This window comes from Litorimonas taeanensis (assembly GCF_003634015.1).
Classification (GTDB): domain Bacteria; phylum Pseudomonadota; class Alphaproteobacteria; order Caulobacterales; family Maricaulaceae; genus Litorimonas; species Litorimonas taeanensis.
The window spans coordinates 1108156-1129717 of record NZ_RBII01000001.1 but is presented as its reverse complement, the minus strand read 5'-3'; the positions used below and the strand labels follow the sequence as shown (position 1 = coordinate 1129717).

Genomic DNA, 21562 nt, shown 5'->3' with positions numbered 1-21562 from the left:
AGAAACAGAAAGACTGTCCACAAGCGCTTGCATTTTTGCACGCGCCAACGCATATCGCGCATCAAGTAATTCACCTGATAATAAGAGCGTAACATGGCCCGCCAATTCTGCTATCATATGCAAGGTCTGACGAAGAAATTCGGCAATAAGACCATCCTCGATAATGTACATCTGTCTTTTTACCCCGATGCCAAAATTGGACTCATCGGTGTGAACGGTGCGGGTAAATCGACATTGATGAAAGTCATGGCAGGCGTGGATACCGAAGTGACGGGCGAACATTGGGCGGCCGAAGGTGTGAAAGTGGGGTATCTTCCTCAAGAGCCGCGCCTCGATACCGATAAAACTGTCTGGGGCAATGTGATTGAAGGTTGCGAAGATAAGAAAATCTTTGATGACTATAATGCGGCGGCGATGAAGATGGCCGAAGAATATACCGATGAGCTCATGGAAGAAATGACAGCTTTGCAAGAGCTTGTTGATGGGCGTGATGCTTGGGATATTGATAGTAAAATTGAAATGGCGATGCAGGCGCTGCGTTGCCCGCCCAAAGACTCGCCTGTCGATAACCTTTCAGGGGGTGAAGCGCGCCGTGTAGCCTTGTGTCAACTGCTATTGTCAAAGCCTGACTTGCTTCTACTCGATGAACCAACCAACCATCTGGATGCTGAGACAGTGGCATGGCTTGAAAATTACCTCGTTAATTATAGCGGGGCCATCATCCTCATTACCCATGATCGCTACTTTCTTGATAATATCACGAATTGGACGCTCGAAGTCGATCGTGGTCGTACCTATCCACATGAAGGGAATTACTCTTCTTGGTTGGATGCCAAGGCTAAACGTATGGATCAAGAGGGCCGCGAGGCGGATTCTAAGACCAAGGCGCTCAAAAAAGAACTTGAATGGATTCGGTCAAATCCAAAGGCGCGCCAAACAAAATCAAAAGCGCGTATTAGCGCGTATGAAAACTTACGGGACGAAGCCGAAAACGAAGTTGTGTCTCATGCGGATATTCGTATCCCAATGGGCGAACGCTTGGGTAATGTGGTTGTTGAAGCGAAGAATGTTTCCAAGGGATTTGGCGACAAGCTTTTAATCAAAGACTTGTCCTTTAAACTTCCGCGCGGCGGTATTGTCGGTGTTATCGGGCCAAACGGTGCGGGTAAAACGACTTTATTCAAAATGATTACGGGTCAAGAAACGCCTGATGAAGGTGAGTTCAAAGTGGGCGAAACGGTTGAGCTTGGCTATGTCGACCAAAACCGGGATGCGCTTGATAACTCTAAAAATATCTGGGAAGCGATTTCAGATGGTTTGGATATCATCCATATGGGTAAACGCGAAGTCCCATCACGGGCCTATGTTGGGGCGTTTAATTTTAAAGGAACAGATCAGCAAAAGAATGTGGGGCAGCTTTCAGGCGGGGAAAGAAACCGCGTAAACCTCGCTAAAATGCTAACGAAACCTGCGAACTTACTCCTCCTCGATGAACCGACCAATGATTTGGATCGTGAAACACTCGCGTCACTTGAGGTGGCTCTGGAAAAATTCCCGGGTTGTGCCGTTGTAATTTCTCATGATCGCTTCTTCCTTGACCGTGTGGCAACACACATTCTGGCTTATGAAGGCGATAGCCATGTTGAATGGTTTGAAGGAAACTTTGCTGATTATATAGAAGATAAGAAACGCCGCCTCGGCCCTGATGCGGATATGCCTAAGAAGCTGAAATTCGTAAAATTTGATCGATAAAGAGAGCCCGCTTTTAAGCGGGCTTTTTCTTTGAAATATAGCCTGCAAGCAGGGCAGGTGTAGACTGTACCCAAAGGCGCTCACCTTGGGCGTAGCTTACGCAATTGACAAATTTCGGGTATATTCATCCCCGCTCTATATAGTTGTGATAAGGTGGCGTTGATTAAGGTTTAAGCGTTAAGGTAAGGTCATGTACCGAGTTTTATATATTGTATTCCTGATAATGGTTTTAGTCTTGTCAGGCTGTTCAACGCCTCAAGCTTTTGCGGAAACTCCGCCGCCGATATTAGTCGACCAATTTGGTTATTTGCCTGATTTAGAAAAAAAAGCGATCATAAAAGATCCGAAAATTGGCTTTGATGCCGCCAACAGCTTCACGCCGGGCGCCCGTTATGCTGTCATTAACACTCGTACCAAAAGAGTTGTTTTTGAAGGTCAGCCTAGGCTTTGGAATAAGGGTGCAACCGATAAAGGTTCCGGTGATAAAGTTTGGTGGTTTGATTTTTCTCCCGTCACACAGCCGGGATCCTATGTGGTTCGAGACCTTGAGAAAGGCGTGCAGAGCTATCCTTTTGAAATATCGAACACGGTCTATGCGCCAGTTTTAAAGGCGGCTTTTAAGACCTTTTTCCTACAAAGGGCTGGGTTTGAGAAACGCGCTAAATATGCCTCTGCAGCCTATGCTGATAAAGCGAGTCATTTGGGAAAAGGTCAGGATACGCAAGCACGTTTGTATAATCGCAAAGACGACCCGCGAACAGTAAGAGATTTGCGCGGCGGTTGGTTCGATGCAGGGGATTATAATAAATATACAAATTGGACAGCTGAATATATCACCGTGTTACTTTCTACTTATGTGGAAAACCCTGTCATTTGGACAGACGATTTTGGCATCCCTGAATCTGGGAATGGTGTGCCCGATATCTTGGACGAGGTTAAATGGGGCCTTGATTGGCTCGAGCGCATGCAAAATGAAAATGGTTCTGTGCTATCAATTATGGCGCTTGATAGCGCCTCTCCGCCATCAATGGCAAAAGGGGCTAGCTTTTACGGCCCAGAAAACACATCCGCCACGATAGCCAGTGCCGGAGCCTTTGCCTTTGCCGCAAAAGTTTTCAATAACCATGCAAAATATAGAGCTGACAGTTCCCGTTATGCTGATCGCGCCATAAGGGCATGGAAATGGGCCGAGGAAAACCCACGGGTTCAGTTTTTTAATAATGACCCAAATTACGGAACAGAAGGTCTCGCGGCAGGGCAGCAAGAGGTTGGACCCGAACGCCTTGCGAATAAATCGATTATTGCGGCTATTCACCTTTATGCTCTCACTCAGGACGAGTATTTTCATAAGGTTGTTGAAGGGCTTTATAATAAAATTGACCCTATGGATGCGGGTACGTTGAACGGGTTTGAAGGACAAATGGTTTTTGACCTGCTGTATTTTGCTCGGCTACCGGGCGTTAATCGTGGATTTTCGTCAAAGATTAAGCGTGATTATGACCGCAATATTCTTCAGGGTTATAATGGTTGGCCCGCTATTGATAATCGGGAAGACGCTTATGGAGCCTTTGTTGATGGTTATTGGTGGGGCAGTAACAACATAAAAGCCCGTAGAGGTTCACTCTATACCCAAGCCGTTTTAAGTGGTGTTGGACAGCGCTCTGCGAGAGATAATTTAAATGCAGCGCTAGGCTATGTGCATTATCTTCATGGGGTTAATCCGCTCGGTAAAACCTATTTGTCGAACATGTCGGCCTTAGGCGCAGAAAACTCGGTAAATAGTTTTTATCATGCTTGGTTCTCAGAGGGGTCAAAATTTGACGATGTACGCACCTCACAATACGGGCCTGCACCTGGGTTCTTAGTTGGCGGCCCAAATGCGGGTTACGAACGTGCCGCGTGTTGCCAGAGCGGTACATGTGGTGGCTATGGCAAAGCTATGTGTGAGTTGCCTGTTGCGCGTCCGCCAGTCGGCCAGCCAGGGGCTAAGTCATACGCGGATTTCAATGAAGGATGGCCCATCAATAGTTGGTCAGTGACAGAGAATAGCAATGGATATCAGGTCTCTTATCTTAGATTGCTCTCAAAATTCGTGAGGTAAATACACCATATAAAGATTTTCTTATATGAATTTAAATCGAGCTATGGTAAGTTGTTCCAATGGAGCATTTTGCAAGCATATTAAAAACGATGGGCCATACAGGTCGGTTGCGTATTTTGGCCTTGTTAGAGCGCGGCGAGCTGACGGTGACGGAGTTGGTGCAAATATTGAATCTCTCCCAACCCCGCGTCACCCAATATATAAATTCATTGGAATCTGTCGGTATCATTGAACGCTTAAGAGAAGGCAGTTGGGTGTTCTCACGGTTAAAACGCGGGAACTCTGACGGAGCGAGGCTTGTCGATGTGATCTTAAAGAATATCCCTCGCCATGATGATGTGTTCAAATCCGATTTGATAGAACTGCAAAAGGTTCGAGATGCAAGGAGCAAAGTCGCTGAGGAGTTTTTCGCAAAAGTCGCGCTTGACGATAAGCAGCTTGGTAATGAGTATTTACCTCAAAGGGATATAGAAATTGCATTGCTAGAACGCATCGCTGAGCAATCTTTTGAATTCATGATTGATATGGGAACGGGCACGGGCCGCATGTTAGAGTTATTTGCGTCGCAAATTCAACATGGCGCCGGGATAGATTTAAGTCCTGAAATGTTGAAAGTGGCGCGGCATAAATTGGCGGGCGATGAATTTGCTCATATTTCTGTTCAGCAAGGCAAATTGCAATCCACACCATTCAAAGACGGAACGGCTGATCTCATTACACTGCACCAAGTTCTACATTTCTTAGATGACCCATCTGAAGCCATTGCCGAGGCTGCGCGGGTTATGCGCCATAAAGCAACGCTCCTCATCATTGATTTTGAAGCCCATAGCGTTGAATCCTTTCGAGACGAATATGCGCATCGCCGCCTAGGGTTTTCGGATGCAGAAATCATAGAGTGGAGCGAGAGTGTCGGATTAAAAATTCAAAATACACAGCGCGTGATAAATACAAACAACCCGGCAGTGGTTATTTGGGAAGCGCAAAAGCTCTCATAAAATTTAATTGGATGATGATGACATGAATACAATTCTTCCTAAGCGCGATCCAAATGCGGCGATAGGCGCTATTGCGCGTGCTGCGACGAGTTCCGCCAAAGCCGCCCCAACGGGCGACATCCGGGTTAGTTATGAATTTTTTCCGCCTAAATCGGATAAGATGGAAGCGCGGCTTTGGGATGCGATAAAGAAGCTGGAACCTCTCAACCCTGATTTTGTCTCTGTGACATATGGTGCAGGGGGCTCAACGCGGGAAAGAACACATAATGCCGTTAGCCGCATGGTCAAAGAAACCACTTTTGAGCCCGCCGCACACCTAACCTGTGTGGGGTCAAGCCGTGATGAAATTGATGAAATTGTCATGGATTACTGGGATGCTGGAGTACGCCATATTGTGGCGCTAAGGGGGGACCCACAAGACGGAATTGACGCGAAATATAAACCTACTGAAAATGGGTATGCTTATTCTTGTGACCTTGTTGCGGGTATTAAATCTATTGCAGATTTCGATGTAACAGTGGGGGCGTATCCTGAACTCCATCCAGAAAGTGGAGACTGGAGAGAGGAAATTGATAATTTAAAGCGAAAAGTGGATGCCGGTGCGACGCGGGCGATAACACAATTTTTCTTCTCTCCTGATGTGTTTTGGCGTTTTCAGGACCGCGTTTTGGATGCAGGTATAGACATTCCAATTATTCCTGGTTTGATGTTACAGCCAAACTTCAAGGGTTTGGCTCGCATGTCTAAACTATGTGGTGTCTCAGTGCCTGAATGGTATGCTGAGCTGTTTGAAGGTTTAGAGAATGATACGCAGGCGAGGGAGCTCTTGACGGCCTCATTGGCTGCTGAGCTTACGGCTGAATTACATGATAGAGGCGTAAGAGATTTTCACCTTTATACGTTAAATAGAGCAGAGATGGCTGTCGCCGTGTCTCGGATATTAGGGTTGCATCACCGCAAAGGGGGTAGAACTCCAAATAGACATTCTGCGTAATGGGTTCACAGGAAAGTGTTTGAGAAAAAGCTGTAATGGTTGAATTTCTTGTACAGCAGGACTAACGCCAGAGCCGTGAGTATTTGGCAGTCCATATTTAGCGGAGCCGCTCAAATTTTTGGGCCGCCAGCAACGGTGTGCCAAGAAGGCAGAGCGGGACCTATTGATCAAACAGGGCTAGTTGTGGCTTTGGTCGCCCTAGGCGCCAAAATGGCCAAGGCCGATGGGCAAGTACGCATTGAAGACATTCATGCTTTTCAACAAGTTTTCCAACCTCAGCCCTCTTCAGAAACGCAAGTTGCCAAGTTTTTTGATTTAGCGCGCCAAACGACTTTAGGGTTTGAGCGTTATGCTAAAATTGTCGCGAAATACTTTCGGGCAAAGCCAGCCGCTTTAGAAGATGTTATGGACGGCTTATTCCATATCGCTCTAGCCGATGGAATTGTGACGGAAGAGGAACATGCCTATTTAGAACGGGTTGGTGAGATATTTGGTTTTTCTGACCGGGAGTATGACCGGATTCGTTCGTCCAATTTAGGTGTGTCGCCTAAAAACCCTTATCTTATACTTGGGGTAGATGAAGATATTTCTGATAAAGATTTAAAGCGCGCTTATCGAAGAATGGCTGCGGCAAATCATCCTGATCGTTTAATTGCGCGCGGTGCGCCCAGAGAGCTAATGGGGCTAGCAAACCATAAAATGGCCGTTATTAACCGCGCTTATGCAGACATTATGGCTCTGAGAGCTGGAAAGCCGCTAAAAGGCCGAGGCTTACCCCGAGCTAGTTAGAAAGCATGTAAAAGACTAATCGCCCGCTTTCCTTACGGAAATGATAAGCTCTACATCTTGACGAAACTCCCTTTTGCCCCGAAATAAAGAGTGAGGTAATATTATGACGAACACATATAGCTTGAATGGTCCGACATCTTGGTTTGGATCTGTCACACGCATTCTCTTTTTAGGCTGCGCAGCCGTCGCAGGTTTATTTATGCTCGCTGTATCAGCGGCGTTTGCTTTTTTTGTTGTGGCTGGAATCGCCATTGTCGGTTTGTTGGCTTTTGTCTTCTTTTGGGGACGGGCCAAAATATTAGGTAAGCCGTTTGGCCCTCGGGCTCAGTTTGAAGCCCAAGCCAAAAAAATGCAGGCTGAGTTTGGCGCGCCTTTTGCTGACAAGCAGGCTTCAGAAGGCCCAATTATTGATGCGAAACACACACCAGATGGGTGGAGTGTCGACGATTAATATTTGACCTGTCAGACGGCCTTGGTAAGGCCGTAATATGAGACCTCTAGATTTTTGGATTATGATGCTTTGTTGCCTCGGCTGGGGCGGCAATTTTGTCATTAGCTCTTGGGCCCTGAGCTCAACGCCATTGCCACCATTTATGTTGGGGGCAATACGCGCGGTTTTTGTTATCATTCTCATGGGGGTGTATCTCTTTAGGCCTTTGCCAAAGAAATTTTGGCTCTTACTCTGCGTGAGCGTAGCTGTGGGATTTGCGCATTTAGGGTTTCTATATACTGGTTTGCAGACGGCGCCTGCGTCAGGAGCTTCTGTGGTTGCGCAGATGGTAATTCCTATGGCGACGCTCCTGTCTGTTGTTTTTTTAAAAGAAAAAATCGGTTGGGTCCGCGGCATAGCCATTATAGCGGCGTTTCTAGGCGTTTGTTTTATGGTGTATGAACCCGGGGCACTAAGCTTGGATTGGGGTTTGTTTTTCATTTTCATGGCTTATGCCTCTCTAGCAATTGGCAGTGTTTTAATGAAATGCGTGGGCGATATTGATTGGAAAGTTTATGTGGCCTGGACAGCGGTTGTTTTATTGTTCGGCAGTTCAATTACATCAATTGTAATGGAAACGGGCCAAGTAGATGTGATTAGCAATAGCCCAATGCCTGTATTCATTGCGGCGATTTATGCGGCGGTGATTGTCAGTATATTTTCTCATGGGCAATATTTTCGCCTTTTGCAGACATATGATGTGTCTGTTGTTGTGCCACTGACGTTAATGATGACAGTATTTGCGACCATTTTAGGCGTCGTACTTTTGAACGAAACCTTAAATGCGCGATACATTATCGGGGCCGTTATAATTCTGCCGGCAGTATATGTGATTGCACGCCGGCAAAGTTCTAGTAAAACGGTAATAGATATGGCGGAGCCATAAACATAGGCAAATGGGGGCCATTTATGACCAATAAAACGATTGAAACCGATGCTTCGGTTGAAGCGTATCTGAGCGCTATATCCCCGGATCAGAAACAAACGGATTGCCGCGTCATTGCGGATATGATGCAAAATCTGACGGGGCACTCCCCTAAAATGTGGGGGCCTTCAATTGTGGGGTTTGGTCGTTACCATTATAAATATGAGAGCGGCCGCGAAGGTGACGCGCTGCGCACGGGATTTGCGGCGCGCGCTCAAAATATCTCTATTTATATCATGCCGGGCTATCAGGATTTCGAAGATGAGCTGTCGCGTTTGGGTAAACATAAAATAGGCAAATCATGCCTTTATATTAAGCGCCTTTCCGATGTAGATGTTAGCGTTTTGGAAGAGATGATTGCTAAGGGGCTGAGGCTCTTGGCAAAGAAATATCCGGAATAAGGCAAAATTCGCATGCTAATCGATACGCACCAGACCAGCCCCAATTACGACGAGCGGACTTTGCCTCTGTCTATGCTTGTCTTGCATTATACGGGTATGGAGAGCGGGGAGGCGGCCCTTCAGCGTTTGTGCGATGCGCAGGCCAAAGTCAGCGCGCATTATTTGGTGCATGAGGATGGCCGCGTGCAACAATTGGTGGATGAAGCGCACCGGGCTTGGCATGCGGGAATTGGGTCTTGGCGCGGCATACGCGATGTCAATTCGGCGTCGATTGGTATAGAGATTGTGAATGGGGGGCATAATTTTCCCGATGTGAATGGCGCGCCGCCAGCTTATCCCGATGTACAAATCAATGCCGTTATTGCGCTGTGTCATGAGGTTATTAAACGCCATAATATCCGCCCGTGGAACGTAATTGGTCATAGCGATCTGGCCCCCGGCCGTAAGGAAGACCCCGGCGAGCATTTCCCGTGGGCGGGGCTGGCGGCAGCGGGCATCGGCCTATGGTTTCAAGAGGAAACAGCCGAAGAGACCGAGTCTGATAAACGGGTCTTGTTTGAACTGGGCGACCGAGACCGAGGCGTGTCAGTCGTCCAGCAAGGACTGGCCCAGCTGGGCTATGATGTGGCCATAACGGGCCAATTTGACGAGACGACATCAAAGGCGATGCGGGCCTTTCAACGGCGCTGGCGCCCCGATGATATCTCTGGCTTTGTCGATATGGACTGTTTGCAACGCATTGGCGCGCTCGTTTGGCAGTTGCCATAATTCACCTTTCGGCCTAAAGGCCATTTCGCCAGAGGGTTGGGCAATCGCGGGTTTTTAAATCCGAGGAAAGTCCGGGCTCCACTGCAATAGGATGCCGGTTAATGGCCGGCGGGGGCGACCCCAGGGAAAGTGCCACAGAGAGAAGACTACTTGTGCAATTTTCATTTATGAAAAATGCACGAGAAAAGCTGAAAGGGTGCGGTAAGAGCGCACCGTGGGCGTGGCAACACGCTTTGCAAGGTAAACCCCATCCGGAGCAAAACCAAATAGGAACGGATATACCGTGTTGCAGCGGCCGTTCGGGTTGGTTGCACGAGGCGTTCAGTAATGAACGTCCTAGATGAATGATTGCACATTGCGGCGTCAAACCCGCAAGGACAAAACCCGGCTTATAGACCCTCTGGCCCTTACCATCCGAACGCGGCCTCGCGAAGCGAGCTAGTGAGGATGCTACCGCTCGAACGCGGCGCGCAAAGCGCGTTAGTAAGAGTGCACCGCTATATCGCGGTCTCTCGATATTTAAGCACCACTCCATCAACTGCCTTCCCCTGCCAATTGCGCCTAACTCACCTAACTCATGACCTCACAACAAACACTGGATCCCGTTTTTCAACGGGATGAGCGGAAAATAGGGGGGGATGCACGAGAGAGTGAAACGCCCCCCCTCATGGCCGCTTGCCCTTAATAACAACGTCGACAATATTCGCCTCGTGATAGGCTTGTACGGCTTCGCTTTGTGCCTCTTTGCCTTTAAAAATGGCCGCGATAAAATCTTCACACAAAACGCCGCCTTCAAAGAGGGAATAGCCATTTTCCGTCAACCCCTCCCAAAAGGGTATGGTTTCGCGTTTGTCCTGCGCCGTGCCGATAGGCTGACCGCGCATCCCATTATTCATAGCATGCCAATGATTGACGGCGTCTTCAATTTCGGCGGCCACGCTTTCGCCCTCTGTCCTGCGCGCCAAATGGGTGAACCGATTGCAAAGGTCTATTTTATCTTCGGGGTGCAGAGGCGGTAAATCCACATAACGGATATATTCAGGCTCAACCGAGGGGAGGTCGGCCTCTAGCTTAGATAATTTGGCTTGCTCGATTTTGAATTTAAGATGGCTAAGAGAGCGTTGGCTGAGGGTCTTTTCAGAGCGCGGCATATAAATATCCCTGTATTAAATCATGTTCTATATTTAGGCGAGTTTTTCATTCTGCTCGCCATCAAGGGCCGAGCCAATCAGCGAATTTCCTTTAAAAGGACGTGTCCGCGTGGTGGTCTCTACGATGGAGACCAGATGAGTTTTGTTTTACGCAGTTTCCACCACGCGGCAGCGGTTTGTACCAAGACGGCCTGATTACTACCCTGCAGTCATGACCTGCGAGTCCGTTGATTGCATGAGCCATCAACAAACCTAGGCCACGTCAGTCAGGCCCCATCTCAGAAGACCCGGCACAGTCCAGCCCCGTCAGGCCAGATGCTCAATCCCGCTGTCAACTCACCAACAAACCACGATCGCCTGCCTGTCCGTGTGAGCCGAACAAGGGGAGTGTAACAAAGGGTGAAGGGGCGTGGATGCGATTTATTCTTATTATTGAAAACAATTGTTTATAGCAAAACGAACATGGAAGCGTTTGATTGCCAGAGGGGTTATTTTTTAAAGCTGATTTGTAAGTTTAAATCAAAAAACCATTGGTTTTCTTCTTTGAAAATTGTTGCGAATTTATTTCTTCTAGTAGAACCAGTATCAAAGCGAGTGTTGTGGTATAAATATTCGCCTAATTCAGCGGTGTTGTAGATATGAAAGCAAACAATATCGCCTGTTTCTTTAACAATGATATAGCCGCCATCAGCCTTTAAAAATCCATTCCATTCTTTACTAGGAACTAGACCTAACGCTACGTTGAGAAGGAGTTGTTTCAGCTTGTATTTTAAATCTTCCTCAGAGATTGGAAACAAAACAACTTCTTTTATTCTAGGGGAACTTGCAACATGACTAGTTAAGACTTCCAATGAATTTCCGTACCCAAGAAAATAAAATCGTAGGTACTCAGAAATAAATAGTGGCATCAAACTGTCTAGTTTAATCAAGTTTTTAGCGAAATTTTTGTTTAACATGCTGCTAAAACGAATTTCATCACTAGTCTCTAGGACTTTAAGGAATCTAGCTTGTACTTTTGACGATCTAGGGTTTAAGTTATTTATGTCTTCTTTGTTGCCACGAAATCCATTAACTGCGTATCTAAAACGCGTAGACCCAGACGCATTCAATAAAGTTGGGGCAGCTCCAGCATACGATTTAATGCTAAAGTCTACAGTGTTGTTTTGTTGTGTAATACTATCATGGATTACAAGGGTGATATCGCCTTTTTTTGATGAGTTTGCTTTGATATCTCCGCATTTTAAATGCGAGACAATTTCTTCAGAGCCTCTTATTTTAAAAGCCCTTCCTTTGGATTCTGTTATGTTTTTGAAAATGTATTGAACGCTTTCCTTTAAAAACTTTGGTTCAATTAAGAGTTCTTGGGAAATTAAATTTTCCTCAATTGTCAACTTTACTTGCCCCGTATCAAGAAGTTCATATCGGCGTTTTACATCCTTTGAGTCACGCAGGACTTGTAAGACGGGATAATAAGTGTCTCTAATTGGTTCCAGATTTGCGTGAGCGGCTACCAACTTTCTGTCTCTCAATATTTTCAGAAAAGCATAAAATTCGCTCCACTCCCCTTTGTTTTTGGTCTCGCTCACTTGGTAGAAACTTTGTTGATGTAGTCAAAAATGTTTCGAGCAGTTGCTTTCACAGCGGGTACCGCTACCGAATTTCCTAGCTGCTTCATGGCTTGTGTCTCTGAAACAGGGAAGTGAAAGTCAGATGGCAAGCCCATCATTTTGATCCCCTCTTTACTTGACAGGCGGATTACGTCTCCGCCTACGGCATAAGTGTCCCAATTCCGTCTATCCATCAGGCCTGAGCCTCTACCGCCCACTCGTAAAGTGTAACCTATAGATTTATTGCAGGGTTTCCCAAATATGTCGCTCATGGTCATCTGAAGCGGTTCTGCTTCTGGAAATTCAAATGTTGAATCTTTTGTAGTCTCTCCTTTGAACCCCACCATGAATATGCGGGGTCTATGTTGAGGTAAGCCATGATCGGAGGCTTTCACCATCTTGTATTTGAAAGAGTACCCTAGTTTTTCCAGCTGCAACTGGATTTCCGCAAACGTTTTTCCTTCGTCATGGTTTTTAATATGACGAACATTTTCTAAAAAATAAGCCTGCGGTTTTTTTTCTTTAATAATATTTATTATATCAAAAAATAAATTGCCACGGTTGTCTTGAATATCTTGAAAGCCGCGTTTGTAACCCGCTTGGGAAAAAGGCTGGCAAGGAAACCCGCCACATAAAATATCAAACTCAGGGATATTAATCGGCTCGACTTCTTTTATGTCGCTCGCAAACAGGCCTTTTCTAAATAAATCGGGTGATCGTTTTTTATGGTTGTATTCGTAAGTTTTTCTGGCGTAGGGGTTTATTTCAGCAGCAAAAACACATTTTGCACCTAAATCATCTAAAGCTATATGAAACCCTCCAATCCCTGCAAAAAGATCAATGAATTTGATTTTTTTTACTTCGTTACTATTTGAAGATACGAAATTATCAGTTTGATTTGAGATATTCAGACCACCTAACCCTTTAAGAGCTAATACATTAGGAAGAGGGGGGGGGCGTACACCATCTTCATAGGCTGTTGCATCTTCTTCGGATATTTGAAGAAAGTCTGCAGCATCACTCAGGCTTAGCTTCGCGGCTTTGCGCAATGATTGAAAAGAATCGGACATAACTCCCTTTAACAATTTTATCCTTACAAATACTAATTGTTAGAATAGAACAAATTAAGAACTTATTGCAAGGGTAGAAATGGTGTAAGGAATACTCATCCTGAAATAGTTTCCGTTTAAACAAGCCCTTTGCCCGTAGTCTAGATAGGAACAAATGCCATTAGGATGCACTTTTATGCTAATGGCTTTAAATATTGGCATGGTTACGTAACTAGGGCGGGAAGTGATTAACTTTTCCATCTTTATATGTTGAAGGGCAGGTGTCTAGTATTTGCAAAGCGTGGCGGGTTTAGCCGCCAACGCGGCCTTGTGCGCTGAAGGTTGCGGCTTTTTTGGGGGTGTGAAAGACCATAAATCATAGGGGGGCAAAGCTGAACCCTCTCAAGATAGCCGTCCAATCGCTTACGGCTTTGTAATGCAGTTTCTTCTCTGTTTTTGGAACGCTTGGCTTACACTCTGCGTATGTCCCTTAATAACAACAAGGAGGATGTTATGTCCAAAATCATTATGACTATTACGGCCGCCAGTGTTTTGGCGCTGGGTGCGTGTACAACAACGGGTAATACGGAACGCGGTGCGGCGATTGGCGCAGCAGGCGGTGCGATTGCTGGCGCGATCATCGGTAACAATGTCGGTAGTGGTGATGCGAAGACAGGCGCAGCCATCGGCGCGGTTGTCGGCGGTGCAGGCGGTGCCTATGCCGGTAGCGAAAAAGACAAGCGCATGGATAATGCCCGTCGCGGCCCGAATGGTGAAAAGCTATATTACGACAATAATACGGGACGTTACTACTTCTTTGATAGCCGTTCAGGGAATAGCTATTACGAAAATGGTCAATTCCGCGGCTAAAGCCGGAAACATAGATTTAAGAAGGGCGGCCTATGGGCCGCTTTTTTTGTGGGAATTGCGGGGCGGCAGATAGGCGGCTAGCGGGGCGGTTTGGGCTTTGCTTTTGGTTTGGGGTGCGGGGTTTAGGCCGAGGGGGCACCACAGAGGGCGGGTGAGGGGGCCGTATTAACCCTTCTTCAATTCTTTCTTAATCCCTTGTTATTATTGTTTAAAAAAGACTTACCCACAGAATGATTAACAGTGTGGAAAAGGTAAACTATGGCTAATATTTCCCTAAATTGGCATTGTTTCCCATAATATCCCATGCTATCCCAGATTTGAGCTTATCGGGAGCTCTCAAAGGGAATGTCGATGTTTTTGTCGAGCGTGACAAACAAGGTGGATGCCAAAGGGCGGGTCTCTGTGCCTGCGGATTTCCGCAATGTGGTCGCGGGAAGCGGCTTTGACGGGATTGTCGTTTGGCCCAGTTTTGATGGCCAATATCTCGAAGGCGGCGGCATGGCTTTGATGGAAGAATATCAGCGCTCTTTGGACGCTTTGGATTATTATGATGAAGGCCGTATTGCGATGCAGCGCGCTATTTTTGCGGCGTCTCGGCCCTTGCAATTTGATACGGGTGGGCGGATTTCGCTCCCGAAAGATCTGCATGATTATGCGGGGCTGAACGGTCATGTGACCTTTGTGGGTTTGGGTCGACGTTTTGAAATATGGTCGCCCGCCGCGCATGAGGCCAAGGCCGAGCAAATGCGTAAATTGGCGCGAGAACACCGTCACCGTCTTCGCCCTGCGGGGGCGGCGTCTGTGTCAGGCGGCGAGGGGGCGTGATGAAACATTATCCTGTGATGCTCCCCGAAGTTTTAGACGCGCTCGATATTCGTGCGGGCGAGACTTATGTCGATGGTACATTTGGCAATGGCGGCTATAGCGAGGCGTTTTTACGCGGCGGAGATTGCCATGTGGTTGGCCTCGACCGCGATCCGAATGTTGCGCCGCGTGCGGCGGCATTATCTGCGCAATATGCGGGGCGGTTCCGCCTGATAGAAACCCCGTTTTCAAAGCTGGATTCTGTAGGGCTCCCGCCTGTGGAAGCCGTGGTTCTGGATATTGGTGTCTCCTCTATGCAATTGGATGAGGGCGAGCGCGGATTTTCGTTTATGCGCGATGGGCCGCTCGATATGCGGATGAGCCAAAACGGGCCGAGCGCCGCCGATGCGGTACGTCTTTTATCTCAGGTCGAGTTAGAGCAGATTTTCCGTGTTTACGGCGAAGAGGCGCGGGCGCGCCATGCCGCCAAAATGATAATCGAAGCCCGAGAGGTCAGCCCCATTACAACAACGGCGCAGCTCGCTGACATTCTCGAAAAAGCCCTTGGGCGGCGCGGCAAGACCCATCCGGCAACCAAAGTGTTTCAGGCGCTTCGTATCTATATCAATGACGAGCTAGGCGAGCTGTGTCAGGCTTTGGTCGCTGCAGAGCACCAGCTTGCGCCGCAGGGCCGTTTGATCATTGTGACGTTTCACTCGCTCGAAGATAAAATCGTGAAAGCCTTTTTCAGAGAAAGAGCCGGAGAGGTTGAGGGCGGGTCTCGCTATGCCCCTGTGGTGGAGCGCACAGGGCCAGAGGCGAGCTTTGCCTTACCTAAACGCTCTGTGACCAAGCCCTCAAAAGCAGAGGTCGCGGAAAATGCGCGGTCACGCTCGGCAAAAATGCGAGTGGCTATTCGTACGGCAGCTCCGGCTTGGCCCGAGAGCGCTAGGCGTGCCCTGCGCGTGCCGAGCCTGTCAGATTTGGAGGCGCGGCTATGAGTGCTTATGCCCACGATCCTTCTGCGAGCAAACGCCTCTCGGCTTTTGTCTTATTTGTTATTGGCGTCTCGCTGACAATTGCTCTGTTTTATGTGAAAACACGCGCGCAGACGGCACATAAAAATGTTGTTAAAATTGAACGCGCCATAGAGAAAGAAAAGGCTGCTATTGCTGTTTTAGAGGCAGAGATTGCCTATAGCCAAAGCCCAGAGCGTTTGGCGGCTCTCTCTAAAGCGCAGCTTGGCACCGCCCCGATTAAAGCCAGCAACACTATCACGCTCGACCAAATTGCTGAGCGCTTCCCCCTAAGAGAAGGGGCAAGTGATGAGTAAGTATTCTATGCTGAAAACGCGCACCATGCAGGTCGAGGATGATGAGTTCATCGCGGTTTCCGAAGGCCGTATTCGTATCCGTATTGGTGTGGTGGCTTATTTATTTGTCGTTTCTCTTGTTATTGTGAGGCTTGCAGAAGTTTCGCTTTTTGCTCCAGCTTCTGAGGCGCGAATAGCGCCAGAAGCCGTGACCGCATTTCGCGCGGATATTCTGGATAGGCGAGGCGAGCTCTTGGCGACGACCCTGAATGTGGACTCCCTTTATGTGGTGCCAAGCGAGGTGTGGAATCCAAAAGAATCCGCGAAAAAGCTCGCGGCTATCCGCCCTGAATTGGATGTCGATGTTCTCGAAGAAAGAATGAGCCGTAAAAGTAAGCAATATATTCGGCTAGATAGGGGTTTGACGCCTAAGGAAAAGCAAGATGTATTTGAGCTGGGTTTACCAGGGTTGAAGTTCCAAAAAGAATCCAAACGGGTTTATCCGCGCGGGGACTTAGGTGCCCATTTAGTTGGGTTTACCTATGCGAGCCTTGACGGTGCGTCAGGCGTAGAAAAAGCGCTAAACGATCGGTTGACCCCCGAAGGCGCGCCGCCCGTGGCGCTGTCTTTGGATATGCGGGCGCAATATGCCATGGCGGATGTCATGGAGTCGCAAATTCAGCATTTCAAAGCCTTATCTGGCGCCGCGACGCTATTGGATATGAAAACTGGCGAGATTATCGCGCTGGTGTCTTTGCCTGATTTCGATCCAAACACGCCCAGCGCAATTACGCCGAAAAATGGTTATAATCATGCCGCAATGTCGACCTATGAAATGGGATCTGTCTTTAAGCCTTTAACGATGGCGATGGCGCTCGAAGACGGTGTCGCCGATCAGAAAGAATATTTCCCTGTGCAAAAACCATATAATGTTTTGGGTAAGTGGATTCGAGACGACCATCCGTCTGATGTGCCATTGCAAATGCGCGGAGTCCTTGGCGAGAGTTCAAATCGCGGCACGGCTATGATCGCCCAAAGAATTGGCGCGGAGCGTCAACAGTTTCACCTTAGAAATTTAGGGCTTTTGGATCGCGTGCCCTATGAGCTGGCCGAGAGCGCCCATCCGCAAACCCAAGATAATTGGGGCGAAATGGCGACGGTTACGATTTCTTATGGTCATGGTATTTCGGTAACGCCGCTAGCTTTGGCTGTGGCAACGGGCGCGATGCTAAATGACGGTATCTATGTTACGCCGACTGTTCTGAAACGCAGCGCCGCCAATCCCGAAATGACCCGGCGCGTATTTCGATCTGATGTATCAGAGGATATGCGCCATATGATGCGCGCGGTTGTAACCGAAGGCACAGGGCGAAAAGCTGACATTGCGGGCTTTGGCGTGATGGGGAAAACGGGTACAGCTGAAAAACCGTCTAACGGTGGGTATGATCAAAAGCGTTTGGTCACGAGCTTTGTTGCGGCTTTCCCGCATTCTGACCCGCGATATGTTTTGACGGTGACTTTTGACGAACCACAGGGTTTACCCGAAACCTATAATTACGCGACAGCGGGCTGGAATGCTGCGCCGACTGCGGGGGCAATTATTGAGCGCATCGGCCCTATGTTGGAGGGGGCGAGAGACATTCCGCAAACTGCGCTGGCCACGCAGGAGGCCTTACGATGAAACCTGCAAAACGTGATGTTGATCTCATTAAACGCTTAGGCGCGACAGGTTTGACCTGTGACAGCCGCGCCGTTCAGCCGGGTATGATATTTGCCGCCTTGCCGGGCACCATAGCCGATGGACGGGACTATATACCCCAAGCCATAGAGAAGGGCGCAGTCGCTATATTGACTTTGCCCGATACGGAAACGGGTGATACGGCGCTTATTGCGGATGAAAACCCTCGCTTACGTTATGGTCAATTGGCGCGCGCCTTTTATCCAAAACAGCCTCAGACTCTGGTCGCTATGACGGGAACGAATGGCAAGAGCTCAACGGTTGAGTTTCTACGCCAGATATGGGCCAATGCCGGATATAACGCGGCCTGTTTTGGTACGCTCGGCGTTATGTCGGATAAGGGCTATGCGCCCATGACACACACTACGCCTGATGCCGTCGCTTTGCACAAAACGCTTCACAATTTGGCCGAGCAAGGGGTAACCCATGTGGCGATGGAAGCCTCTTCGCATGGCTTGGTGCAATACCGCCTCGACGCTGTTGATATTGCGGCCTCAGGTTTTTCGAATTTGACCCAAGACCATTTTGATTACCACACGGATGAAGCTGATTATTTCGAAGCGAAAGCCCGTTTGTTCACAGAGCTTACGCCTCAACAGGCGCCTGTGGTTTTAACGGTTGATGATGAGTATGGGCGCGAGCTTGTGACCCGAGCGGAAAAGCGTGGCCAAGCCGTGACAAGCATTGGCTGGGCTGGGGCTGATATTCGTATTGATGAGCTGATGCCGCATGCTGCGTCTCAGGATATGACACTTGTCATAGATGGGAAACGGCATCAGGTGAATTTACCTTTGGCGGGTGAATTTCAATCCTTAAACGCTGTGGCAGCCTTGGGCCTCGCCTTGCAAACGGGTGTGAGTTTAGATGATGGTTTAAAAGGGTTAGAGGCGTTGACGGGCGTTGCGGGCCGATTGGAACGCGCGGGACAAACGCAGCACGGCGCGCCTGTCTTTATTGACTTCGCCCATACCGAAGATGGTTTGAATAAATTACTGCGCTCTGTCCGTCCGCATACACGTGGCAAAATCGTGATTGTCTTTGGTTGTGGCGGTGACCGCGATCCGGATAAGCGCCCTAAAATGGGGGCTGTTGCCGCAAAATATGCCGATCATGTTATCGTGACGGATGATAACCCGCGTACTGAAGATGCCGAAGCTATTCGCCGCGCTGTAATGGTTGGGTGCCCGAAAGCTGAAAACATCGGGGATCGCGAAACCGCTATCCGTGCAGGGATTGAAAAATTGAGCGCAGATGATTGCCTTGTTATTGCGGGGAAAGGGCATGAAAGCGGACAGATTATTGGGACGAGAGTTATTCCTTTTTCAGATGTCGAAGTGGCGCGTGAGATCTTAGCAGAGGTTTCAAAATGAGCCTCTGGACAGCGAAAGAAATAGCGGAGGCCACGGGCGGAGAGGCAAGCACCGACTTTGCCGTGGACAGTCTGTCTATTGATACGCGGTCATTGCAGCCAGGCGCATTATTTGTGCCGCTGAAAGATGTACGCGATGGTCATGATTTTATTCCCCAAGCCATGAAGGCAGGCGCGGCGGGATCGTTGAGCGATAGAGCGCTAGAGAGCACCCCCCATATTCATGTTCAAGAGACATTGGGGGCGTTGGAGGCCCTCGCAAAGGCGGCAGCGTCTCGCTCCGATGCGCGCCGTATCGCTGTGACGGGCAGCGTCGGTAAGACGAGTGTAAAAGATGCCTTGGCGGTTATGTTTGCTGCATTTGGTGATGTGCATTGGTCGCAAAGGTCTTTCAATAACCATTGGGGCGTGCCGCTGACTTTGGCCGCTATGCCAAAGCAGACTGAGTTCGGCGTTTTTGAAATGGGAATGAACAATGCCGGCGAAATTAGCGCGTTGTCACAATTAGTGCGGCCGCATATCGGCCTTATTACGACCGTCGCGCCTGCGCATTTAGCGCATTTTAAAAACGTCGAAGCGATTGCGGATGCGAAAGCTGAAATGATTGACGGTTTGGGCGAGACAGGAATTTTAATATTGAATGGGGACAACCCCTATACGCGGCGCATTCAGGCCAAGGCAGGCGATTTGGATGTTATGACATTTGGTCATGACGAGTCGAATGATGTTGTGATTTTAGACTCAAGATTAGGCGAAGCCGAGATAGAGGTAAAACTTGATATACTAGATGAGATTGTCACGGTAACGCTGCCTGTAGCAGGGGCGCATTGGGTCTCTAATGCGGCGGCGTGTATGGCGGTAGCTATGGCGTGCGGGCTGGATTTAAACAAAGCGGCCAAGGCTTTAGGCGGTATTTCGGCTTCTCCGGGGCGGGGAGACGTGACGCGCTTACAGATTGAAGGCAAGGCCATAACTTTGGTTGATGAGAGCTATAACGCCAATCCAACCTCTATGCGCGCGGCATTATCTGCCTTGTCGCATCGTTCAGGGCGTCGTTTGGCTGTTTTGGGTGATATGTATGAATTAGGCGCGGATGAGATTTCACTTCATGCCGAATTGTCAGAACCAATTGCCGCCGCAGGCGTATCGCGCGTTATTGTAACGGGCGAGTGTATGCGGGCTTTACGAGGGGCTTTACCTCGGCCTTTGCGGGGTGCATGGGTGCACAACGCCGACGAAGCCTATGACGCTTTGTTGTCAGAGATAGAAGACGGCGATGTCGTCATGATCAAAGGATCAAATGCCACTGGGTTAGGGGCACTAACGCGCCGGCTAAAGCAGGAGTTCGCCCATGTTATATGAGATATTTGGCCCGATGGCTGAAGACTTTCAGCTCTTCAACCTCTTTAACTATATCACCTTTCGTGTGGGCGGTGCGTTGATGACGTCGCTGATTATTTGTTTTGTTTTTGGCCGCCGCATGATTGATGCGCTGCGGGCCCGTCAAGGTAAAGGGCAGCCAATCCGCGAGGATGGCCCAGAAAGCCACATCGTCGCTAAGGCCGGTACGCCGACCATGGGCGGGCTGATGATTTTGCTCTCTGTTGTGGTCTCCACTTTGCTTTGGGGTGATTTACATAGCCCGTTTTTATGGACGGTCTTTTTTGTCACTGTGGGTTTTGGCGCGATTGGATTTTATGATGACTATCTGAAAGTGTCGCGCCAATCGCATAAAGGGTTCTCTAGCAAAATCAGACTGGGGCTTGAGTTCTTAATCGCGGCTATTGCGGTATGGTACCTGACGACTGTTTTTCCTCAAGACGGTAATTTTGAAACAGGCCTAGCTATTCCGCTCCTTAAGAATTTCACAATTAATTTGGGACTGTTTTTCATCCCCTTTGGTTGTCTCGTGATTGTCGGGTCTGCAAATTCTGTCAATTTGACGGATGGGCTAGACGGTTTGGCGATTGTGCCTGTTATGATTGCTTGTATGAGCTTGGCCTTTATCGCTTATCTTGTTGGTAATGCGATTTTCTCTGGATATTTGGGCGTGCCCTATGTTCCGGGGAGTGCGGAAATAACTATTTTCCTTGGCGCTATCATTGGGGCCTCCTTAGGGTTTCTATGGTTTAATGCCCCGCCAGCCATGGTCTTTATGGGGGATACTGGTTCCTTGGCGCTTGGCGGCGCATTGGGAACAACCGCGGTGGCTGTAAAACATGAAATTGTTTTGGCCATTATTGGCGGATTGTTTGTTTTAGAGGCTGTTTCAGTCATCGTTCAGGTGGCGAGTTTCAAGCTGACGGGCAAGCGGGTCTTCCGCATGGCGCCAATCCATCACCATTTTGAGAAAAAAGGCTGGGCAGAGCCGACGATTGTTATCCGGTTTTGGATTATCGCGATAATTCTGGCCTTAATCGGGCTTTCGACACTGAAACTTAGATAAG

General features: G+C 48.5%; 20 protein-coding genes and 1 other RNA gene. 18 read left to right on the top strand and 3 right to left on the bottom strand.

Annotated features, from left to right (window positions below; genetic code table 11):
• Nucleotides 1–93: 93 nt before the first annotated feature.
• The 10 genes from ettA to rnpB all read left to right on the top strand — a co-directional run bounded on the left by ettA (nt 94) and on the right by rnpB (nt 9623).
• Entirely contained in the window at nt 94–1752 is a 1659-nt protein-coding gene (gene ettA / locus DES40_RS05275) for an energy-dependent translational throttle protein EttA (RefSeq protein ID WP_121099483.1), read from the top strand.
• A 190-nt stretch (nt 1753–1942) separates the two neighbouring features.
• Complete coding sequence (locus DES40_RS05270; RefSeq protein ID WP_121099482.1) at nt 1943–3853, top strand: glycoside hydrolase family 9 protein; 1911 nt, start codon at nt 1943–1945, stop codon at nt 3851–3853.
• A 59-nt stretch (nt 3854–3912) separates the two neighbouring features.
• Nucleotides 3913–4848: an ArsR/SmtB family transcription factor gene (locus tag DES40_RS05265; RefSeq protein ID WP_121099481.1), complete on the top strand. Its 936-nt coding sequence runs from the start codon at nt 3913–3915 to the stop codon at nt 4846–4848.
• Between the two features lie 22 nt (nt 4849–4870).
• A complete protein-coding gene (gene metF, locus DES40_RS05260) occupies nt 4871–5842 on the top strand; it encodes a methylenetetrahydrofolate reductase [NAD(P)H] (RefSeq protein ID WP_121100446.1) in 972 nt (323 codons plus the stop codon).
• Nucleotides 5843–5917: 75 nt separating this feature from the next.
• On the top strand, nt 5918–6631 hold the full coding sequence (locus tag DES40_RS05255; RefSeq protein WP_121099480.1) for a TerB family tellurite resistance protein: 714 nt from the start codon (nt 5918–5920) through the stop codon (nt 6629–6631).
• Between the two features lie 103 nt (nt 6632–6734).
• Nucleotides 6735–7082 carry a hypothetical protein gene (locus DES40_RS05250; protein WP_121099479.1) on the top strand — a complete coding sequence of 116 codons (348 nt, stop codon included), beginning with the start codon at nt 6735–6737 and terminating at the stop codon, nt 7080–7082.
• 37 nt (nt 7083–7119) lie between these two features.
• Nucleotides 7120–8007 (top strand): DMT family transporter, encoded by an 888-nt coding sequence (locus DES40_RS05245; RefSeq protein ID WP_121099478.1) that lies wholly within the window; start codon nt 7120–7122, stop codon nt 8005–8007.
• Between the two features lie 23 nt (nt 8008–8030).
• On the top strand, nt 8031–8447 hold the full coding sequence (locus tag DES40_RS05240) for a DUF1801 domain-containing protein (RefSeq protein ID WP_121099477.1): 417 nt from the start codon (nt 8031–8033) through the stop codon (nt 8445–8447).
• A 12-nt stretch (nt 8448–8459) separates the two neighbouring features.
• Nucleotides 8460–9215 (top strand): peptidoglycan recognition protein family protein, encoded by a 756-nt coding sequence (locus DES40_RS05235; protein WP_121099476.1) that lies wholly within the window; start codon nt 8460–8462, stop codon nt 9213–9215.
• A 28-nt stretch (nt 9216–9243) separates the two neighbouring features.
• Nucleotides 9244–9623, top strand: an RNA gene (gene rnpB, locus DES40_RS05230) — RNase P RNA component class A.
• A 257-nt stretch (nt 9624–9880) separates the two neighbouring features.
• Here the strand turns inward: rnpB and DES40_RS05225 are convergent.
• The 3 genes from DES40_RS05225 to DES40_RS05215 all read right to left on the bottom strand — a co-directional run bounded on the left by DES40_RS05225 (nt 9881) and on the right by DES40_RS05215 (nt 13043).
• Nucleotides 9881–10366 (bottom strand): hypothetical protein, encoded by a 486-nt coding sequence (locus DES40_RS05225; protein WP_121099475.1) that lies wholly within the window; start codon nt 10364–10366, stop codon nt 9881–9883.
• A gap of 488 nt (nt 10367–10854) precedes the next feature.
• Nucleotides 10855–11952 carry an HpaII family restriction endonuclease gene (locus DES40_RS05220; protein ID WP_121099474.1) on the bottom strand — a complete coding sequence of 366 codons (1098 nt, stop codon included), beginning with the start codon at nt 11950–11952 and terminating at the stop codon, nt 10855–10857.
• Nucleotides 11949–13043: a DNA cytosine methyltransferase gene (locus DES40_RS05215; RefSeq protein WP_121099473.1), complete on the bottom strand. Its 1095-nt coding sequence runs from the start codon at nt 13041–13043 to the stop codon at nt 11949–11951. Before DES40_RS05215 ends, DES40_RS05220 begins: the two co-directional genes overlap by 4 nt.
• A 492-nt stretch (nt 13044–13535) precedes the next feature.
• On the opposite strand from DES40_RS05215, the gene DES40_RS05210 reads away from it, so the two are divergent.
• The 8 genes from DES40_RS05210 to mraY all read left to right on the top strand — a co-directional run bounded on the left by DES40_RS05210 (nt 13536) and on the right by mraY (nt 21561).
• On the top strand, nt 13536–13892 hold the full coding sequence (locus DES40_RS05210) for a glycine zipper domain-containing protein (RefSeq protein ID WP_121100444.1): 357 nt from the start codon (nt 13536–13538) through the stop codon (nt 13890–13892).
• 351 nt (nt 13893–14243) lie between these two features.
• Nucleotides 14244–14717, top strand: coding sequence for a division/cell wall cluster transcriptional repressor MraZ (locus DES40_RS05205; RefSeq protein ID WP_121099472.1), 474 nt, complete (start codon nt 14244–14246; stop codon nt 14715–14717).
• The gene (gene rsmH, locus DES40_RS05200; protein WP_121099471.1) at nt 14717–15697 is read left to right on the top strand and encodes a 16S rRNA (cytosine(1402)-N(4))-methyltransferase RsmH; all 981 of its coding nucleotides are present in this window, start codon (nt 14717–14719) and stop codon (nt 15695–15697) included. The genes DES40_RS05205 and rsmH overlap by 1 nt, the downstream gene beginning before the upstream one ends.
• Nucleotides 15694–16029: a cell division protein FtsL gene (ftsL, locus tag DES40_RS05195; RefSeq protein WP_121099470.1), complete on the top strand. Its 336-nt coding sequence runs from the start codon at nt 15694–15696 to the stop codon at nt 16027–16029. The genes rsmH and ftsL overlap by 4 nt, the downstream gene beginning before the upstream one ends.
• A complete protein-coding gene (locus DES40_RS05190) occupies nt 16022–17689 on the top strand; it encodes a peptidoglycan D,D-transpeptidase FtsI family protein (RefSeq protein WP_121099469.1) in 1668 nt (555 codons plus the stop codon). The genes ftsL and DES40_RS05190 overlap by 8 nt, the downstream gene beginning before the upstream one ends.
• Nucleotides 17686–19116, top strand: coding sequence for a UDP-N-acetylmuramoyl-L-alanyl-D-glutamate--2,6-diaminopimelate ligase (locus DES40_RS05185; RefSeq protein WP_121099468.1), 1431 nt, complete (start codon nt 17686–17688; stop codon nt 19114–19116). Before DES40_RS05190 ends, DES40_RS05185 begins: the two co-directional genes overlap by 4 nt.
• Nucleotides 19113–20477 (top strand): UDP-N-acetylmuramoyl-tripeptide--D-alanyl-D-alanine ligase, encoded by a 1365-nt coding sequence (locus DES40_RS05180; RefSeq protein ID WP_121099467.1) that lies wholly within the window; start codon nt 19113–19115, stop codon nt 20475–20477. The genes DES40_RS05185 and DES40_RS05180 overlap by 4 nt, the downstream gene beginning before the upstream one ends.
• Nucleotides 20467–21561 (top strand): phospho-N-acetylmuramoyl-pentapeptide-transferase, encoded by a 1095-nt coding sequence (gene mraY / locus DES40_RS05175; protein WP_121099466.1) that lies wholly within the window; start codon nt 20467–20469, stop codon nt 21559–21561. Before DES40_RS05180 ends, mraY begins: the two co-directional genes overlap by 11 nt.
• The last annotated feature ends 1 nt before the right edge of the window (nt 21562 follow it).

Bases quoted from the DNA above. Each gene is read 5' to 3' on its own strand.
- DES40_RS05270 (WP_121099482.1), top strand. From the start codon at position 1,943: ATGTACCGAGTTTTATATATTGTATTCCTGATAATGGTTTTAGTCTTG.
- DES40_RS05225 (WP_121099475.1), bottom strand. From the start codon at position 10,366: ATGCCGCGCTCTGAAAAGACCCTCAGCCAACGCTCTCTTAGCCATCTT.
- DES40_RS05240 (WP_121099477.1), top strand. From the start codon at position 8,031: ATGACCAATAAAACGATTGAAACCGATGCTTCGGTTGAAGCGTATCTG.
- DES40_RS05235 (WP_121099476.1), top strand. From the start codon at position 8,460: ATGCTAATCGATACGCACCAGACCAGCCCCAATTACGACGAGCGGACT.
- mraY (WP_121099466.1), top strand. From the start codon at position 20,467: ATGTTATATGAGATATTTGGCCCGATGGCTGAAGACTTTCAGCTCTTC.
- DES40_RS05185 (WP_121099468.1), top strand. From the start codon at position 17,686: ATGAAACCTGCAAAACGTGATGTTGATCTCATTAAACGCTTAGGCGCG.
- DES40_RS05180 (WP_121099467.1), top strand. From the start codon at position 19,113: ATGAGCCTCTGGACAGCGAAAGAAATAGCGGAGGCCACGGGCGGAGAG.
- DES40_RS05265 (WP_121099481.1), top strand. From the start codon at position 3,913: ATGGAGCATTTTGCAAGCATATTAAAAACGATGGGCCATACAGGTCGG.
- DES40_RS05210 (WP_121100444.1), top strand. From the start codon at position 13,536: ATGTCCAAAATCATTATGACTATTACGGCCGCCAGTGTTTTGGCGCTG.
- ettA (WP_121099483.1), top strand. From the start codon at position 94: ATGGCCCGCCAATTCTGCTATCATATGCAAGGTCTGACGAAGAAATTC.
- ftsL (WP_121099470.1), top strand. From the start codon at position 15,694: ATGAGTGCTTATGCCCACGATCCTTCTGCGAGCAAACGCCTCTCGGCT.
- DES40_RS05190 (WP_121099469.1), top strand. From the start codon at position 16,022: ATGAGTAAGTATTCTATGCTGAAAACGCGCACCATGCAGGTCGAGGAT.
- DES40_RS05205 (WP_121099472.1), top strand. From the start codon at position 14,244: ATGTTTTTGTCGAGCGTGACAAACAAGGTGGATGCCAAAGGGCGGGTC.
- rsmH (WP_121099471.1), top strand. From the start codon at position 14,717: ATGAAACATTATCCTGTGATGCTCCCCGAAGTTTTAGACGCGCTCGAT.
- DES40_RS05245 (WP_121099478.1), top strand. From the start codon at position 7,120: ATGAGACCTCTAGATTTTTGGATTATGATGCTTTGTTGCCTCGGCTGG.
- metF (WP_121100446.1), top strand. From the start codon at position 4,871: ATGAATACAATTCTTCCTAAGCGCGATCCAAATGCGGCGATAGGCGCT.
- DES40_RS05215 (WP_121099473.1), bottom strand. From the start codon at position 13,043: ATGTCCGATTCTTTTCAATCATTGCGCAAAGCCGCGAAGCTAAGCCTG.
- DES40_RS05250 (WP_121099479.1), top strand. From the start codon at position 6,735: ATGACGAACACATATAGCTTGAATGGTCCGACATCTTGGTTTGGATCT.